The organism is Tardiphaga sp., assembly GCF_044340795.1.
Lineage (GTDB): Bacteria > Pseudomonadota > Alphaproteobacteria > Rhizobiales > Xanthobacteraceae > Tardiphaga.
In genome coordinates, this window is the sequence record NZ_JBIISY010000152.1 from 1 (window position 1) to 15,326 (window position 15,326).

The 15,326-nt window shown below is 60.0% G+C and carries 28 protein-coding genes and 2 pseudogenes; 17 read left to right on the forward strand and 13 right to left on the reverse strand.

All coding sequences use genetic code 11. From position 1 onward, the window contains the following. Positions 1–166: 166 nt before the first annotated feature. Positions 167–337 (reverse strand): annotated as a pseudogene (locus ACIQ17_RS21635) (transposase); the annotation flags it as partial. An 822-nt stretch (positions 338–1,159) separates the two neighbouring features. Here ACIQ17_RS21635 and ACIQ17_RS21640 point away from each other — a divergent pair. The 4 genes from ACIQ17_RS21640 (at position 1,160) to ACIQ17_RS21655 (ending at position 2,925) form a co-directional block, all read left to right on the forward strand. Then, positions 1,160–1,864, forward strand: a complete 705-nt coding sequence (locus tag ACIQ17_RS21640) for a Crp/Fnr family transcriptional regulator (protein WP_398471179.1) — start codon at positions 1,160–1,162, stop codon at positions 1,862–1,864. Between the two features lie 45 nt (positions 1,865–1,909). Further along, positions 1,910–2,158, forward strand: coding sequence for a DUF6894 family protein (locus tag ACIQ17_RS21645; protein WP_398471181.1), 249 nt, complete (start codon positions 1,910–1,912; stop codon positions 2,156–2,158). Between the two features lie 93 nt (positions 2,159–2,251). Further along, positions 2,252–2,482: a hypothetical protein gene (locus tag ACIQ17_RS21650; RefSeq protein WP_398471182.1), complete on the forward strand. Its 231-nt coding sequence runs from the start codon at positions 2,252–2,254 to the stop codon at positions 2,480–2,482. Between the two features lie 236 nt (positions 2,483–2,718). Continuing rightward, positions 2,719–2,925 carry a hypothetical protein gene (locus ACIQ17_RS21655; RefSeq protein ID WP_398471183.1) on the forward strand — a complete coding sequence of 69 codons (207 nt, stop codon included), beginning with the start codon at positions 2,719–2,721 and terminating at the stop codon, positions 2,923–2,925. Here ACIQ17_RS21655 and ACIQ17_RS21660 read toward each other — a convergent pair. From ACIQ17_RS21660 to ACIQ17_RS21675, 4 genes are all read right to left on the reverse strand, one after another. Further along, positions 2,901–3,143: a ribbon-helix-helix domain-containing protein gene (locus ACIQ17_RS21660; protein ID WP_398471184.1), complete on the reverse strand. Its 243-nt coding sequence runs from the start codon at positions 3,141–3,143 to the stop codon at positions 2,901–2,903. The two genes, ACIQ17_RS21655 and ACIQ17_RS21660, sit on opposite strands and share 25 nt — an antisense overlap. Beyond that, positions 3,143–3,373 carry a hypothetical protein gene (locus tag ACIQ17_RS21665; RefSeq protein ID WP_398471186.1) on the reverse strand — a complete coding sequence of 77 codons (231 nt, stop codon included), beginning with the start codon at positions 3,371–3,373 and terminating at the stop codon, positions 3,143–3,145. The genes ACIQ17_RS21660 and ACIQ17_RS21665 overlap by 1 nt, the downstream gene beginning before the upstream one ends. A 209-nt stretch (positions 3,374–3,582) precedes the next feature. Beyond that, on the reverse strand, positions 3,583–3,858 hold the full coding sequence (locus ACIQ17_RS21670) for a hypothetical protein (protein ID WP_398471187.1): 276 nt from the start codon (positions 3,856–3,858) through the stop codon (positions 3,583–3,585). 224 nt (positions 3,859–4,082) lie between these two features. Then, positions 4,083–4,256: a hypothetical protein gene (locus tag ACIQ17_RS21675; RefSeq protein ID WP_398471188.1), complete on the reverse strand. Its 174-nt coding sequence runs from the start codon at positions 4,254–4,256 to the stop codon at positions 4,083–4,085. Positions 4,257–4,332: 76 nt separating this feature from the next. Here ACIQ17_RS21675 and ACIQ17_RS21680 point away from each other — a divergent pair, with 76 nt between their 5' ends. The 8 genes from ACIQ17_RS21680 (at position 4,333) to ACIQ17_RS21715 (ending at position 7,794) form a co-directional block, all read left to right on the forward strand. Then, on the forward strand, positions 4,333–4,647 hold the full coding sequence (locus ACIQ17_RS21680) for a hypothetical protein (RefSeq protein WP_398471189.1): 315 nt from the start codon (positions 4,333–4,335) through the stop codon (positions 4,645–4,647). A gap of 61 nt (positions 4,648–4,708) precedes the next feature. Continuing rightward, positions 4,709–5,032: a hypothetical protein gene (locus ACIQ17_RS21685; protein WP_398471190.1), complete on the forward strand. Its 324-nt coding sequence runs from the start codon at positions 4,709–4,711 to the stop codon at positions 5,030–5,032. A 331-nt stretch (positions 5,033–5,363) separates the two neighbouring features. Further along, positions 5,364–5,783 (forward strand): DUF1236 domain-containing protein, encoded by a 420-nt coding sequence (locus tag ACIQ17_RS21690; protein ID WP_398471191.1) that lies wholly within the window; start codon positions 5,364–5,366, stop codon positions 5,781–5,783. A 417-nt stretch (positions 5,784–6,200) separates the two neighbouring features. Next, positions 6,201–6,398 (forward strand): DUF3072 domain-containing protein, encoded by a 198-nt coding sequence (locus tag ACIQ17_RS21695; protein ID WP_398471192.1) that lies wholly within the window; start codon positions 6,201–6,203, stop codon positions 6,396–6,398. Beyond that, positions 6,395–6,571 (forward strand): hypothetical protein, encoded by a 177-nt coding sequence (locus ACIQ17_RS21700; protein WP_398471193.1) that lies wholly within the window; start codon positions 6,395–6,397, stop codon positions 6,569–6,571. The genes ACIQ17_RS21695 and ACIQ17_RS21700 overlap by 4 nt, the downstream gene beginning before the upstream one ends. Positions 6,572–6,613: 42 nt before the next feature. Beyond that, the gene (locus ACIQ17_RS21705; protein ID WP_398471194.1) at positions 6,614–6,928 is read left to right on the forward strand and encodes a hypothetical protein; all 315 of its coding nucleotides are present in this window, start codon (positions 6,614–6,616) and stop codon (positions 6,926–6,928) included. A gap of 3 nt (positions 6,929–6,931) precedes the next feature. Continuing rightward, positions 6,932–7,180 carry a hypothetical protein gene (locus ACIQ17_RS21710; protein WP_398471195.1) on the forward strand — a complete coding sequence of 83 codons (249 nt, stop codon included), beginning with the start codon at positions 6,932–6,934 and terminating at the stop codon, positions 7,178–7,180. Positions 7,181–7,182: 2 nt separating this feature from the next. After that, positions 7,183–7,794: a cell envelope biogenesis protein TolA gene (locus ACIQ17_RS21715; protein WP_398471197.1), complete on the forward strand. Its 612-nt coding sequence runs from the start codon at positions 7,183–7,185 to the stop codon at positions 7,792–7,794. A 24-nt stretch (positions 7,795–7,818) separates the two neighbouring features. On the opposite strand, the gene ACIQ17_RS21720 is transcribed toward ACIQ17_RS21715, so the two are convergent. Continuing rightward, complete coding sequence (locus tag ACIQ17_RS21720; RefSeq protein ID WP_398471198.1) at positions 7,819–8,076, reverse strand: hypothetical protein; 258 nt, start codon at positions 8,074–8,076, stop codon at positions 7,819–7,821. Between the two features lie 291 nt (positions 8,077–8,367). Here ACIQ17_RS21720 and ACIQ17_RS21725 point away from each other — a divergent pair, with 291 nt between their 5' ends. After that, positions 8,368–8,649 carry a hypothetical protein gene (locus ACIQ17_RS21725; protein WP_398471199.1) on the forward strand — a complete coding sequence of 94 codons (282 nt, stop codon included), beginning with the start codon at positions 8,368–8,370 and terminating at the stop codon, positions 8,647–8,649. 47 nt (positions 8,650–8,696) lie between these two features. On the opposite strand, the gene ACIQ17_RS21730 is transcribed toward ACIQ17_RS21725, so the two are convergent. Continuing rightward, complete coding sequence (locus tag ACIQ17_RS21730; protein ID WP_398471200.1) at positions 8,697–8,954, reverse strand: hypothetical protein; 258 nt, start codon at positions 8,952–8,954, stop codon at positions 8,697–8,699. A gap of 116 nt (positions 8,955–9,070) precedes the next feature. After that, on the reverse strand, positions 9,071–9,484 hold the full coding sequence (locus ACIQ17_RS21735; RefSeq protein ID WP_398471201.1) for a hypothetical protein: 414 nt from the start codon (positions 9,482–9,484) through the stop codon (positions 9,071–9,073). Positions 9,485–9,598: 114 nt separating this feature from the next. Here ACIQ17_RS21735 and ACIQ17_RS21740 point away from each other — a divergent pair, with 114 nt between their 5' ends. The 4 genes from ACIQ17_RS21740 to ACIQ17_RS21755 all read left to right on the forward strand — a co-directional run bounded on the left by ACIQ17_RS21740 (position 9,599) and on the right by ACIQ17_RS21755 (position 11,431). Further along, the gene (locus tag ACIQ17_RS21740) at positions 9,599–9,787 is read left to right on the forward strand and encodes a hypothetical protein (protein WP_398471202.1); all 189 of its coding nucleotides are present in this window, start codon (positions 9,599–9,601) and stop codon (positions 9,785–9,787) included. After that, a complete protein-coding gene (locus ACIQ17_RS21745) occupies positions 9,788–10,399 on the forward strand; it encodes a cysteine hydrolase family protein (protein ID WP_398471204.1) in 612 nt (203 codons plus the stop codon). A 64-nt stretch (positions 10,400–10,463) separates the two neighbouring features. Beyond that, positions 10,464–10,952: a ferritin-like domain-containing protein gene (locus tag ACIQ17_RS21750; protein WP_398471209.1), complete on the forward strand. Its 489-nt coding sequence runs from the start codon at positions 10,464–10,466 to the stop codon at positions 10,950–10,952. Positions 10,953–11,017: 65 nt separating this feature from the next. Beyond that, positions 11,018–11,431: a DUF3597 domain-containing protein gene (locus ACIQ17_RS21755; RefSeq protein WP_398471205.1), complete on the forward strand. Its 414-nt coding sequence runs from the start codon at positions 11,018–11,020 to the stop codon at positions 11,429–11,431. Positions 11,432–11,693: 262 nt separating this feature from the next. Here the strand turns inward: ACIQ17_RS21755 and ACIQ17_RS21760 are convergent, their stop codons facing one another. From ACIQ17_RS21760 to ACIQ17_RS21780, 5 genes and pseudogenes are all read right to left on the reverse strand, one after another. Then, positions 11,694–13,427 carry an SDR family oxidoreductase gene (locus ACIQ17_RS21760; protein WP_398471211.1) on the reverse strand — a complete coding sequence of 578 codons (1,734 nt, stop codon included), beginning with the start codon at positions 13,425–13,427 and terminating at the stop codon, positions 11,694–11,696. A 56-nt stretch (positions 13,428–13,483) separates the two neighbouring features. Beyond that, positions 13,484–13,684 (reverse strand): hypothetical protein, encoded by a 201-nt coding sequence (locus ACIQ17_RS21765; protein WP_398471206.1) that lies wholly within the window; start codon positions 13,682–13,684, stop codon positions 13,484–13,486. Then, complete coding sequence (locus ACIQ17_RS21770) at positions 13,684–13,857, reverse strand: hypothetical protein (RefSeq protein WP_398471207.1); 174 nt, start codon at positions 13,855–13,857, stop codon at positions 13,684–13,686. Before ACIQ17_RS21770 ends, ACIQ17_RS21765 begins: the two co-directional genes overlap by 1 nt. Next, complete coding sequence (locus ACIQ17_RS21775) at positions 13,854–14,027, reverse strand: hypothetical protein (RefSeq protein ID WP_398471208.1); 174 nt, start codon at positions 14,025–14,027, stop codon at positions 13,854–13,856. The genes ACIQ17_RS21770 and ACIQ17_RS21775 overlap by 4 nt, the downstream gene beginning before the upstream one ends. 99 nt (positions 14,028–14,126) lie before the next feature. Beyond that, positions 14,127–15,132: pseudogene (locus ACIQ17_RS21780) on the reverse strand (ATP-dependent DNA ligase). Positions 15,133–15,326 lie beyond the last annotated feature (194 nt).

Sequence of the window (15,326 nt, forward strand, 5' to 3'; positions counted from 1 at the left end):
CTCGAAGGCGCCTTTGCAACTTGCAGGGCTGTGTTCGAATCTTAGCGCCGCGCACCTCTATGGGCGCTTCGGCAGTACCGGCTTCGGTCCGCTTTGCGCCGATTGTGTTGAAGAAGTCAGCGAATTGGCTACCGGCGCGGGGGCGGCGTGCAAGCGTCTGTCCAGTTCAGATGGACATCGGAGCCGGTGGCGGGATCAGTTTTGCCAGCTTTCTAAGGTTCTGAGCGGTGGCGGCGAGCAGGAACTCGTCGCGAGCGCCGCCCGGACCTCGCAGCCTGAGCCGATCGAGGCGCAAGATGCGCTTTAGATGCGCGAACAACATCTCGATCTTCTTGCGCTAGTGCGACAGCCCGCCTCACTCAAGTAGGTGAAGCCCGACGATCACAGTGCGATTTTACCTGTCATTATGTCGTATACCGCACAGACGGCGGACCCGTGGCCACGTTAGACGAAAGTCTACAACCCTGCATAACAGTTATGAGGAGCGACGTGTCTTCCGCGAGCCTTGTTCCATGCCCAGCCTGTAGCCAGAGGCGTGATCTAGTGTCGATTGGACGAGAGGCAAAAGGCCGGGGCGAGGTGCGCGCCTTCCGTTGCCGAGAGTGCAAAGAGGTCATCAGCTATTTGATGCAAGGGCGCACGTCGGCTCCGATCATCATTACCAGACGCTCGGAATAGTCAGACCAATTGGTCACCTGCCGGCGCACTCCTCGGCGATATCGATTTTCGGAGCGATATCGGTTACGCCCTAGCTGGCCACGGAAAACATCAGGTACAGCAACATCAGCTGGCTCAATCGCTAGATTAGTTCCGAAAATAAAAAAACAAAAACCGTTGGACATAGCGGGGGAATGGATATCGACTGTGGAACATCACCGCACCGCACGTGGCACCTATCGGTGATGAGAACGCCTCACCGCGCTCCCGCCCTCCTCCAACAGGAAGAGAATATGCGCATGAGACCGCGTATATCTCAGCATCAAGACAGGCGAGATATCTCGATCGATCGAGCGAGGCTGAGACGCCCCGAGGCAGCGGATGCGTCCCGGCATCGAGCGCGATCGATTGATAAAGCAGGCCCGGCCAATCGAAGACGAGTCTGGTGCAGAACGCTGGGGCAACTCACCGGCCTTTCGGGCTCTATAGCCGGGAGATCGTCGTGACGTACCAGAACCAGATTCTGGCACGCCTTACAGATAATGAAAGAGGCCGTATCCAGCCGCACCTCTCAATCGTTCGCCTAGAGCGCGGGGAACGATTGTCGGAACCGCAGAGCAAAATCTCAAAAGTATATTTTCCACATAGCGGCGTCTTTTCTTTCGTAGTTGAGCTGCCCGGCGGCGGTGCCGTGGAGACCGCTATCGTCGGCAACGACGGCGTGTTCGGAGCTGCTCAGGCTCTGAACGATCAAGTTTCATTGAATAGCGTGTTGGTTCAGATGTCCGGCGAAGCATCGGTCATCGATCTTTATCGGCTTCGTGATCTAGCTCTGGAATTGCCAGGTCTCAGGAAGGCCCTTACCGGGTACGAAGTATTCCTTTTCGGCCAGGCTCAGCAGACAGGTGCCTGTAATGCCGTACACCGGGTCAGGGAACGCATATGCAAATGGCTCGCACGCATGCAGGATATTGCAGGCGACGAACTGCCGCTCACCCAAGAATTTCTTGCCCAAATGATGGGTGTGCGCCGGACCAGCGTCGGGGAGGTAGCGCAAACCTTACAGCGAGACGGAATGCTGGAGTATAGTCGCGGAACTATTCGCATCAAGGACGGCAAGAAGCTTCGAGATAATGCGTGCGACTGCTACGCTGATGTTGCAGGGCACTATAAGGTGATCATCGGCGACGATCCTTTAGAAACCTGACAGAATGAGAAGCGTAGCTGAGATGTAGCTACGGAGATGCCTGAGATGCCTCGTTACTTCCTCAATATTGAGCACTTCGATGGCGCCAGAGTTCTTGACGACAACGGTTCCGACTACGCTGATCTGAATGCAGCGAAGGAAGACGCCCGTCTAACGGTCATAGAGATGATCTACGAAGCGATGCGAGACGACAAGGCTCGCGTACCTCTGCGAATAGTGGTGTTGGACGACTCGGGAACAGAGGCGGCTCAGATCAGCTCGCATAGCGTGCTGCCTCCGGAGCTTCAGAACTAGTCTAGACTGATCAAAAAAAACTTCGTTATGCCGGCTTCCGTTCAGACGGATGTAGAGTGAATGCCTAGCATGTCTCCGACGTTGGAGGATGCAATGAAGACGCATGTCACAAGCAGGAGCTGGACGGCTTCAGACATATCCAAGCTCAAGGAACTATCAGCGCAGGGCGCATCCGTGGTTCGCGCCGCCGCTGCTCTCAATCGCAAAACGTCCGCCGTCGCCAAGATTGCGCGGCGCGAAGGTATCGCGCTCGCTGGCACTAGAAAACTTAAAGCGAACCTCCGTGCTCTCGATCCCCTTGCGGCGTTTTCCGTCTCCCGTTGATGATCCCAGAAAGGGCAAAACATGCCGGACGCCACACAAGCATTGCGTACTCACGCTGCCGATGTTCTTCGTCGAGCGCGGTCCGTACCTATCGGGTCAAGCGATCGACGCGACCTTCGGCAACTTGCGATCGGGTTACGATGGTTGGAGCGTAAAGGGTCCACCGACGCCCGAGAGAGGGTGGCGGGTTGCCTGGAAGACAAGCCCGGCCCCCACGTCATTTTGCAGGTATGACCATGGATGGCTTCGCGCCGCCTGACATGCCGCACTATAAGGTTCGGCGGTTGCTGCCGAATCGCTATGTGATCGATGTCTACTGGCCTCATGGTGAGATCGAGCAACTCGTCGGCGTATTCGTAACCCGCGGGCATGCACAACGCTGGATGGCCAGCATCGATGACAATCGCATCAAGCCGCTTCAGTTTTCCGTTTTGCGACGATAGTGCTCAAGCACCGACAAACGCAGTGCCGAGGACACGTTGTGCCCCTCGTAGCCCTTAATGACGTCCGCGACAAAATCGACAACGCTCTGGTCTTTGCTCTGAGCTATATTTCTAACTTCTTCCCAAAAGTCGTTTTCGAGACTGACGCTTGTTTTGCGTCCGCCTATGACCACTGATCGCTTCTTGATACTTGATCGCGCGCCGAAAGGCTGTACCATTACTTCGTCTCGCGCCGGACGCCCTTGAACTTCTTTGCCGCCGTCGTCTTCTTGGCGGTCTTCTTCGCTGCAGCAGCTTTCTTCGGCGCCTTTTTAATAGCGATGAACTCGCCTGACTCCTTGTCGCGCTTCGTCCATGTCGAGGCGCCGCTTCTGGCGGTCTTCGTCTGGCTGCGCGTACGGACCGCGCCTTTGCGAGCGTTGTCGCCCGTTGGTTTATTTGTCGCCATAGCTCGATCGCCCTAGCACCGCACCTGCGGCAATCTGCGAAACCCGCATCTCTTCAACCGGTTCCATACTACCCCGGAACGAATCGGTTCCACGCCTCTTGAGTCGGCCGTTCAGTTGCGGAGTCGCGTCATGCGTTCAGGATGGAGCCGATCCGTGGTGGCGGCCGGCATCCACGATACAGTCCAATCTCGTTGTCGATTGCCATACTCTAGGAGGCTGTGTCTGGCGAGAAGCCGACATCAACGGCACTGACCTCGAGACGGTTATCACCGACCTGATGCGCGGCGAGTATTCTGACCCTCTCTCCATTGTAGCCTTCAACACTACCGAGAACTGGTCGCGAGATGTCACGGCTGACGTTGCCCGCGAGATCTAGGAACACTGTGACCTTGCTTATGAGGATGTGCCGGCCTGGTTGGAGGATCTTGCCCATCGCCACGTTGGGCCTGAGCTCAGAGGTCTTCGCTTGCTTTCCGAGTGGCATTTTGGTGCTCCGTCATCTTGAGTACCATAGTCAGCCGTGCGTCATCGGAAGGGCTACCGCGCCGAAGGCCGCTTTGCGCCAATAGCGGCGCCCCAGCAATAAAGTCAAAAACCCATTGCTTGCTGCGGCCTAAACGTCTTCTTCGCCGTTCCCGAATACTGACGCGAAAGCGCGAGCGAGATCCTCGGCCGTGTAGGGTTTCGCCTCTGTCCCATGCTGCGACATCAGAGATGCCTCTCGCGTCGTTCGAGATATAAACGCAAGTCCGCCTGCGCGCGCATGATCTGCTGGGCGGGTTCGGTGCAGTCTTCGTCGGCATCAATGCGGGCTTGCATCTGCCGCGCGAGGTGGCGGATGTCGCGTCGGGTGCGCGCGATGTTCATGTTCAGTGCGTCCATGGCTCGCTCCCGTGTGCGATGGTCGGATCAATGCGGAGACGGCATCTATGCGCGGCGGTAGGACGGCGTGCCGTGGATGGCTTTTCCGCTTGCGCAGGTTCGGCGCGTGAGAAAGCCCCTCGCGCTGGTCCTGCAGGCCGCCGAGTTTGGCCATCATCCGCCCCAGCAGAAGCTCGGCTGCGGCGGTATCGATCCCGGCCCGCTCGAGGCTCAGGATATCGGCCCGCTGGCGCTTGACCTGCTTCTTCATATGGTTGATTTTGCTGACAATTCCGTCGATATTCATCGTTGCGGCTTTCGATTTTCCCGTATAGAACAAAACGGCAACGAACGAGTCAACGGCTGGTCGCGCGGGAACTCATTTTTGATCGTCGGCCGGTCGTGCGGATGAGCGGTTTCATTGACGATCTTCGGTTACGATCCGCCTTGGTCGATGAGTAAGGACGTGTTGCGTGGGTCAGTATTTCGAAGAGCGCGTGATATTCGAGGAGCGCTTTCAGGCGAGATGCCTGGACTTCCGCGGGCGCAGTCTGTTCACGCGATACGACAAATGCGAGTTCGTCAAATGCGAAGTGTTGATCGACGAGCAGACCGAGCACCTGGCGTTCACCGGCTGCACTTTCGAGGACTGCAACATCACGGAGATGGCGTTTGGTGAGGATCGGTCGATCGTGGCGGACGGCAACGTCTTCAAGCAACCGATTGCGGTACGCACGGCGGACCTCGACCGACGCCTGACGGAAGCGTTGTCGGCCCAGTTGGGCAATCATCGCTGATCCCTCTCCCCGACGTGCAAATCCGGAACAATGGCCGTCCTCGCGAATTGGCCGCCGATTGGTTCTCGGTTTAGGGGATGACGTTGGCGCTTATCGAGAAGGCATTCTTCGCATTGACCTTGTTGGTCTACTCGGGAGTTCTGGTTGCCGGAGCGATGATCTTCCCACTAACGATCCGATAACCCCGTCTCGCTGACCTTCCCCCTCGCTGAACAGCCCCAAAACCTTGCGCACCTGTGCCTCGCCTGCTTTCGACGCGGGCCTTGCCGCTCAGGAACAGTTTGTCGCAGCCGAGCTTGTGATGCCGGGCAATCATCCTCAGGAGATTTCAATGTCTATTCGCATGAAGACTGTTGTTGCTGCGGCGGCGCTTCTGGCCTCCGCTTCGGTCGCGATGGCGCAAGGCGTTCCCGGCGGCATCGAGCGCGGCGCACGTGACGGTGAGCGGGCCACCGGTCCGGTCGGCGCCGTTGTCGGTGCGACCGTTGGTGGCGTCGTCGGCGGTGTTGCGGGTGTTCTCGGCGTCGATGATCGTCCGCGCTTCCAGCGCTACGTCGTTGATCGCCGTATCCGTTCCTACAGCTATGCGGAGCCTGTCGCGGTGGGCACCGTCCTGCCTTCGGACGGCGTGACCTATTACGACGTTCCGGATGAATACGCCTCGGCTCGCGAATATCGCTACACCGTGGTGAACGACCGCACGGTGTTGTTGGATCCGCGCTCTCGCCGCGTTGTTCAGATCATCGATTGATCGATCCGGTTCGAGATTGTGGGCGACTTCCGCGAGGCATCGCCCGCAATCCACAAATGTACCTCGTTCGCACGCTCGCTTTTAGAAGCGCCATGCGTCGCCAGGTCGCTGCCGCGTCGGTGACATCTGCAAAAACATCTCTGGCCATTTCGTCGCGTGCGGGGGCTCGGTCTTCCCCGCTGCGAGACGGATCTCGTGACGGATGGTTGCCGAGAGAGACGTGCCCGAGAATTCCTCGGCTTGGCAACCATCGAACCCGATGCGGATATCGCGCCGTCACCGCTTGGGCACCCATCCACCGCGAAAACCAAGATCAATTTCGCGGAGCGCTCCCATGCGAACGGAGAGAGCCCTCGGGCCAGAACATAAAGGGAACGATTGGTGAGATTTGGTGTTGGCGGTGAAAGGAGTTTTCCAATGGCCGACAATACGCAGAAAGACCCGAAGGATTGGGTTTCCGGAAGCGACCCGATGACGGGCGCGCAGGCATCCTATCTCAAGACCTTGAGCGAACAGGCTCATCAACCCGATCCCACGGGAGACCATCTCACGAAAGCGGAGGCTTCGGAACTAAACGACGAGCTACGAGATGATGCGGGTGGAGGATCGTCGTGACCAAAGAAGGACTTTTGGCACAAGCGGAGCGCGCCGAGGGGATCGCCGCTCAGACCGCTGATCCCGAGCTGAAGAAAAACTTGCGCGATGCGGCCCGCGATTATCGCCGCGAAGCCAGGACGGAGACCTGCACACCCGATCCGGAATGGCGCCTGCCCCGGGAAATTTCCTGAGGCAGGCTTTCGCGTGATCACCACCAAGCGATCGGCCAAAAGATGACGGACGAAGACGACCCGGTTGAGATGTCCCTGCCCGCAATGGTCGTTGCGGAAACGCATCGGCTGTTCCGAATTACTCCAGCGGCCGTCGATTACTTGAAACCCAGCCTGCAGACGGCCCTCGTTCCGGCCAAGACGGAGGCCGACGCCCGCAATATTGCAACGCAGATCGACCCATTGGGGCAGGATTGGTGCGATCCCATCCGCTTCGTCGCCGAGAGTATCGTCACTCCCGAGAGGCATGTCATAGGCGACGTTATCTTCAAATCCGTGCCGTTGAACGCGAAGATTCCGAAAGCGAGAAAAGGTTGAATCATGCCCGCCAAAACAAAGAAAAAGGAAACTCTGGAAACGTGGGCGACCGATCTTCTCGTTGAGGCCCACGCGATCGCGCCATGTCCGGATCATGGCTACATGCGGCTTCGCCACAGCCAGCACGCTCTCGACTATGCGCGTGATCTTGCAGAACACCGCAAGTTTCCCGGCAAGAAGAAGAAAGAGCGCGTCTCGGCCGTTGAAGATGTTCTGGACGGCCTTGGAGACGCCTGTCCCGACTGCGATTGAACATGCCAAGGAAGCTCAAGGTCTATGTCACCTCGATAGGATTCTTCGACCTTGCGATCGCCGCCCCGTCGATGAAAGCGGCCTTGGCGGCGTGGGGCGCCCACTCAAACCTCTTTCACCAAAACTTTGCCAAGGAGGTCCAAGACGCCGACACTGTGAAGTTGGCGATGAAGCATCCCGGCATCGTCTTGAAGCGCCCTGTCGGATCAACGAAGCCATTCGCCGAGACGTCCGAGCTACCGGATGATCTGGTTTCCGCAGACAGCCGATCAAAATCGAATCGAAGGCCTCGGCCTAACCAACCAGTTGCTCGGAAGGCGTCTGCGACTGAAGCAAAGAAGGCCTCTGCGGCACACGAGCGAGAGGAGCGGAAACGGCGGGAAAACGATCGTAGGGAAGAAGCAAAGCGCGCCGAGGCCCTCCGCAAGCGCGCGGCTGCCGTTGCGGAAGCCGAGGCTCGGCTCGAGTCCGCTCAAACCGATCATGAGGGCAAATTGGCAGAATTCGCGGCTTCACGGGACGAACTTGATCGCGGCGAGCGTGACGAGAGCAGACGTTGGGAGGCCGAGAAGCGGAAGCTTGAGGCCGCCGTCAAGAAAGCGCGGATGAGCTAACGGGAAGGTCGTCGTCTCCCCGCGTCACTTCTTCTCGCGCCGGACGCCCTTGTATTTTTTCGCTACGGTCGTCTTCTTGGCCGTCGTTTTCTTCGCGGCCGCGCTCTTGGCAGTCGTCTTCTTCGCGGCCTTCTTGGCAACCTTCTTCACGGCCATGAATTCCCCGGTGCTGCGGTCTCGCTTGGTCCAGGTCGATGCGCCGCCCATGGTTGTTTTGGTCTGGCTCCGCTTCCTAACGGTACCCTTGCGAGCATTATCACCGGTCGGTTTATTCGTTGCCATCTTGCTCTCCGCGATGCTGCGTTACCGTGCAAAACTCGCATAGCCCGAACCGGTTCCTGACCTCTCGGCTACTTCACTCCCGCGATTGCTTCGGCTTCGGTGGCTCCGTGGAGCGAGCCAGCCTTCGGCTTTCCTAATCATCGCATCCCTCTCTTTTCCAGGTGCCATCCTCTCCGCCCGCGCCATCAGTTCACGCGCCTTCGTTCGGTCCGCATCGTTTGTAATGGTGCCCTCTTCGATACGAAGTACGGGGACGACGATCTGGGGTTTCGCAGAGCGCAAGAGCCTCGCGTGGTGCTTCGCGCTGAACATTATTTCCACTTCGACGTTGGTGCCCGAACGAAACTCGAGGACGCCATGCCAAGAAATGCGAACAAGCTTTGGACCGATCAGGACGAGACACGACTGCGCGAACTTGCAGCCTCGGGCGCGTCGCTTGTTCGGGCGACCGCGGCGCTCAGGCGCTCGTCTTCGAGCGTGAAGCGGAAAGCTCTGGATCTCGGCTTGGCATTCCGAGGCGTGAAGCAAGTCCGGGCAGACCTGCGGGCCGCGGGTGTCCTCGACGGTGCGTGAATTGCACCGGAGATTATCCGCTCACGCGGTCAGTTAGAAACGCTAGACTACGTGCTCTGGCCTTCGTTTTTTATGCCGAAGACGGTCGCAAAAGCCCGCGCCAGATTTTCAACCGTGTACGGCTTCTGCACCATCTTCCGCGAACGGTGGTCCGAAGGCATTTGCGCCTGCTCGCCGTAACCGCTGGCAAAGAAGAATGGCACACCTAGTTGCGCTAAGCGATCCGCGACCGGGAAGCCGTTCGCGTCGCCAAGGTTGATGTCGAGCACCGCGACCGACGGCTTTTCCCTGTCGATCGCATCCAACGCGCCCTGCACCGTCGCGTAGGTCTGGACTTCTTGGCACCCAATCGTGCCGCGATGTCCTCGACATCGAGCGCGATAATGAGGCTGTCTTCCTCTCCCGACTTCGGCGGCCCCACCTATACGTCGCTCGCAAGGACCGGATCCGTGGGTGCCAGAACAGCGGCCAGTAGGAGTGCGGATGCGCCAGACAGCCCGAGCAACGCGTAGCCGGAAGCCCACAACGCGGCGACCGTGAGTGGCATCGCGATCGCAAGCAGCCGCCACGTCGTGATCCATCTTCGCCACCCGAGCTTGCGGTCGATCTTCAAGGCGGCCCCCATGAGCGAAATGATGACCACGAACTCGGTCATCTTCTCGACCAGAGGAAGTTCGGCGGGAAGGTGCGGCACCGGGATTTCCGGAAAGGACCAGAATGCTGCTGCGCCGATGGCAATGCAGACGATGGGCAGCGAAAGCGGCGCTTCCTTCAGCACCATGGGAAGCCAGGCCGTGAGCAGGATCAAAGCCCCAAAGGCGACGAGCAAGAGCATCATGATTTCCGAACTGCGACGCCGTCAGTCTAGATGCGAAGTACGGGAAAGCGAAGCTCCGCAGCTGCCGGAACGAAGCTCAAATTTGTCCATTTCCGGCGAAAGGAGATGATCATGGACGAGACCAAGGCAGCGATGACGCTCGGGCAAGCAGCCATCGAACTGTGGCCCACCTTGCCTCGGGACTTCCAGGAGCAGTTGTTTGAGCGGGTGATGGCCGCTTCGCCCGATCTCCGCACGGAGCTCGCGACGTTCCTGCACGACCGGCATCCTCGGACGGCACATCATTCCGGAGGCTCCTGAATGGCTGCCGAAGTATCACGGGCCCCCATCCGGAATGCCGTTCATCTGTGCGTGGACATGCAGCGGATCTTCGCCCGCGGCGGAATGTGGGAGACGCCCTGGATGGCGAGGGTCTTGCCGGGCATCGTGGCGACCGCAGAACTGAACCCGCCCCGGAACGTGTTCACCCGTTTCATAACGCCCCGATCCGCGGACGAACGCCCCGGCCGTTGGCGGCAGTATTTCAAGCGATGGGAGCGAGCTACCCGCGACCGCCTTCCGCCGGATCAATTGGATCTCATCGGGCCCTTGGCCCGCATGGTGCCGCCGGGACATGTCGTGGACAAGCCGGGCTATTCGGCGTTTGCAGGCACCGACCTCGCCGCTCGCCTTCACCAAAGAGCGATCGACACTGTCATCGTGACCGGCGCTGAGACCGACGTCTGCGTGTTGTCGACGGTGCTGAGCGCCGTGGAGCTCGGCTTCCGGACGGTCGTCGTAGAGGACGCCCTTTGCAGTTCGTCGGACGATGGGCACGATGCCCTCATGACGATCTATCGCACCCGCTACACTGAGCAGATCGATCTCGTCCCACTGGCTGACCTCCCGGATTTATGGCGCGATCCGCACTAGCGAATCCTTGGAACCTGGACGGGAATACCGCGTTTCAGCGGCGTCAGAAGCATGGGAGGCCGCGATGGCTGATAAAGACCTCAACGATCTATTCCTCGACACCCTCAAGGACATCTACTACGCCGAAAAGCAGATCTACAAAGCCCTGCCGAAGATGGCCAAAGCCGCCGCTTCCGACGAGCTGCGCGCGGCTTTCGAAAAGCATCAAGCCGAGACGGAGGTGCAGATCGAACGTCTCGAACAGATTTTCGAAAGCCTCGGAAAGGCTGCGCGCGGGAAGAAGTGCGACGCCATCGAGGGCATCCTCGATGAAGGCAAGGAAATCATGGACGAGTACGCCGACACACCGGCTCTGGACCCGGGCCTTCTCGCAGCCGCACAGGCCGTCGAGCACTATGAGATCTCCCGCTACGGCACCCTTCGGACCTGGGCGCAGACCCTTGGACTGAAGGATGCCGTCAAGCTGCTGGATCAAACCCTCGCGGAAGAAAAGAAGACCGACGATGCGCTTTCGAAGCTGGCATTGTCGGCGGTGAACGCAGAAGCGGCATGACGCGTAAACCTTGATGGACGCCGCGGCTCGGCCGCGGCGTCTTTTTCATATCATTGGAGAGCAAAATGAGCATTTTCGGAAAGATCATGGGTGCCATCTTCAGTCACGCGGAAGCGGCGCCGGCCGGCGGAGCGGCATCTGCCGCGCAGGACAAAGCGTCGTCTCAGGCATCGTCGCCCTCAGCCACCGCGCCTTCGACTGCACCAACTGGCAGCGCCTCGAACGTCGATGTCGCTCCGATCCTCGACAAGGCCGTCGCGGCGAAGGGTGAGAAGCTAGAGTGGAAGACGTCGATCGTCGATCTCATGAAGGCTCTCGACATCGATTCGAGCCTGTCGGCACGCAAGGAGCTTGCCAAGGAGCTCGGCTATTCGGGCGACACGAACGACTCGGCTACGATGAACATCTGGCTTCACAAGCAGGTGATGGCCAAGCTGGCCGCGAACGGCGGAAAGCTTCCAGACGACATCAAGACTTGAGAAACAGACGAATGGAGTCTCTCGTTACCCTGAGGACAAGAGGCGCCATAGTCGAGTTCAAGCGCGTTGCCTTTTAGATTCACACGCCTACATATCACTTAATCGTTCAGGGAGCAGGCTGGGCACTACAGGATAGTGATTTTGGCTTGGCGCACAATGTGCGCCGCATACTTTTGTTTGGCGAAGCCCTCGGATCCGGACACGACGGACCAGAGCACGATCAAAGAGACGATCCTTGGTACTTTGCCGGACAGACCCGGTATCAGCGAGGACGGCCCCGCCGTTGGCGCGGCGTTCGCCGCGCGAGGGCGCCGGTGCCGGCCAATACGGCAATGCCAATGGCGGCGGCGATACCAACCTTCGTCAGCGTGCCAGCGGACGGAAGCTGCTTCCGCGCGAGCCAGCCGCCATCGGCGGATATGCCGGCATCGGTCGGCGTGAGCAATGCGCCCGGCGTCACCGGCGCCGCCTTGGCGCGCGAAAGCAGCAACCGGAAGACGTAACCCATTAATCGCTCGGTCGTGCCGCGCATGGCGATATATGAAAGTTGCCCGGCGCGGGCGGGCCATCCCACGGCCACCTCGTCACGCGGACGTCGCACCACGGCGAGCATCGTGCGCGCGACGTCGTCGGCACGGTACAGGAACGGGCCGGGATCGAGCGATTTGCCGGACACGTTCGCGCCGTGGACGAAGCCGGGCGTGTCGATCATTGATGGAAACACCGCGCATATGCGGATGTCGGGGTGATTGCCCATCTCTTGCCTGAGGCTTGCCGTGAAGCCGCGCAGACCGAACTTGCTGGCCGTATAGGCGGCTGCGTAGGGGGTGGGCGCCCAGCCTCCGAGCGAGATATTGTTAATCAGAACACCGCGCCGCTGCCGCAGAAACACGGGCAGAGCCGCATGCGCGCCATGCACCGCGCCGAGCAGATTGACGTTCAAGGTCTGCCGATGCAATTCGATGTCGGCCTTGTGGAACGGGCCGAACACACCCGTCCCGGCATTGTTGATCCAGACATCGATGCCACCAAAAGCATCGACCGCTTTGTCGGCAAGGGTCGCCACGCTCGCGGCATCGGTGACATCGGTCGGGCAAACCAGCGCGCGGCCGCCGAGCTCGGCGCATTGTTCAGCCAGAGCGTGCAGGATATGCGCGCGCCGCGCTGCCAGCGTGACGGAGGCCCCCTTCGCCGCAAAGACGAGCGCGGTAGCGCGGCCGATCCCGCTTGATGCGCCCGTAACGACGATGCGCAAGCCGGCCATCTCGCGCGACCGCGCCAGCACGGGCGAGTCGTCGCGCAGCAGCCAGGACAACGACCGCCGAAGGCGCTCGGTGGCATGGTCGGCAAACCACATTCCGTGACTAAAAACGACCCGCTCCGGCGACATTGCGATCAACCGCTCGGCAGCCGGGCGCGTGCGCCGATGCCAGAGTTGCAGAAGCGCGCGGAGATAGATTGGCGCTCGCCCGCTTGGCGCAACGATGCCTAGCAAGCGTGCCAGCAGACGCGGCCCGGCCGGCATGCGGTGCGGGTCGAGATTCTGCACCAGGTCGGTCAGAACGAGAGTCCGGCTCGCTTTATGGAACACGGCCAGTTCGACGAATGGCGGCGCAGAGATCAATACGGCATCAAGGTCGGCGGCCCATGCCTCAGGAAGCTGCTCGGTCAATTCCACATCGATCCGCAGGCCGGACTGGCGAACCTGATGGCGCTTTCGCAGACCCTCCACGGCGAGGACCTGCGACCGCGGCAGCACTTCCTGCCATTCCTTAATGAATGTCCAATGCGCAATATCGGGCGCGAGCAGGTATTGGATCGACCCCAGAGCCTCCAGCTCCGCGTGCAAGGCGCGGGAGTATCGCACCGGCGAATGGAGGATGAGTTCGCCGGACGCCAGGCGGATCACCGTCATCCGGATCGGTAACGGCATTCCCGCTGCATGGATTGGCGAGGATTCCGCGATCCAGACCGACTCGGCGATCTCGACAAGCATGGCGCGCGGCTCTTCCGCGATGCGATGTTCAGACAAGCGAACCCTCTTTCCGCGTTTCAGCTTTTTGCGTGCGGATCATGCGAATGATGCTTGTCGCACTCGCCGCCACCGCCCGAGACGCGCGACTCGGGCCCGCTCGTGCGCGCACCGGCTACCGAGGACTTGTCGTGGCTGCTCGCCTTGTCCGGATGTTTGCGGTCGTGCTGCGACGAGCCGGGCCTGCCGAGGCGGTCGGTGTCCGAATGTCTGTCCGTCATCATCGATCCTGCTGGTGACCCTGATTGGTCGTATTCTGCTTGATGTTGCCGTGATGGCCTTGCTGATCGAAATTCTCACGGCCCGGGATGGCATCCTTCGCCGAGTTCGCCGGGTCTGATCCAGGCCCTTTATCGCTGCGCTGCTCGTCGGGAATGGGCGGCATCTTGGTCATCGCTCGGCTCCTTCATCGCTCTTGTCCTGCGGCCGGATCACCTCGTCGGAATTGCGATCCGTATCGTCCATGGCCGTGTCGGGATCATCAGGGGGAAGGCGGTGACCTTCGTCGTCCGGCTTGCCCTGCTGCTTTTTCGGGTCGGACCCAACGTCCTGCGAATGCGCCATTGGTTCATCTCCGTTACGGATGGAAGCGGCAATTGGCGTCCCTGTTCCTGATCCGACCTGCGAAAATGTCTCAGCAGCGCCGCGGTGCTGGTCGATCGATCACATAGACCGAAACAGGCGATCCGGCAGAATGGATCTCTGGTGCAGCTGATCCATGGTGCACTGATCCGGCCGTTTGTCGGACCGCCAGCGCATGATCGCCGTGCCGTGCCGGAACCGGCCGCCGGTGAAGTGATCATAGGAGACTTCGACGACCAGCCGTGGCACGACGGGCACCCAGAGACCCGAGCGTTTGGTCGACCATCGGCTCGGCCCTCCCGGGGTCTTTCCCGTGAAACTCGTCCGCCACCATCGCTTCGAGGCGATCGGTCAATTCCGGCTTCTCGGACGCTTTCAGTCCCGATGAGAACCCGACGTGGTGAAGCTCGCTGCCGTCATAGAGCCCAAGAAGCAGCGATCCGACGACCTTGCGTTTGCCGATCATAGTTTCGGCATAGCGAAAGCCGCCGATGACGCAATCGGCCGAACGGATCAGCTTGACCTTCTGCATCCCTTCCCGGTTGCCGGACTGGTATGGCAGGTCGAGACGCTTCGCGACCACACCATCGCTTCCGCCGCCGGCGGCTTTCAGCCAGCGTTTCGCGTCAGCAATGTTCAGGCTCGCCGGCGAAAGCACGAACAACGTGTTAGCGAAACATCGCTCGGCGAATTCGACCAGGGCCGGACGGCGAAAAGAGAGATCCTGCCTTGCCAAGTCTTTGCGCCCGCGTTGCAAGAGATCAAATGCGAGATAGCGCGCGGGTGTCTCGACGGACAGTTTGGCGACCCGTGATCTGGCCGGATGGATCCGCTGCAAAAGACTCTCGAAAGAAAGGTGCTTGCCCTGCGGAATAACCAGCTCGCCATCGAGCAGGAACGTACGTTCGGGCAGCTTCATTGTTGCGTCCGCGACTTCGGGAAAATAGCGCGCGAGGTCCTGTCCCGACTTGGAGGTCAGTGAGACCGCGCCGCCGCGTCGCTGCAGGAGGCAGCGAAAGCCGTCCCATTTCGGTTCATATTGCCACGCCGCGCCGACCGGCAGCGCCGCAACCGATTTTGCTTCCATCGCATCCATGATTGATGTCCTTGTGTGATGGCCTTCGGGCTGAGCGCCTCGGCATGCGGCGGTACAGCACGTTCGGCCAACGACCTTGATTGCAGGCGCTGCGGGATCAGGCCGAACGCGACCATCGATCTTGCGGTCACCGCATAGGTTGCTTCAAAAGCATAGAACGCCGGACGAATGTTTGGCGCATTTGT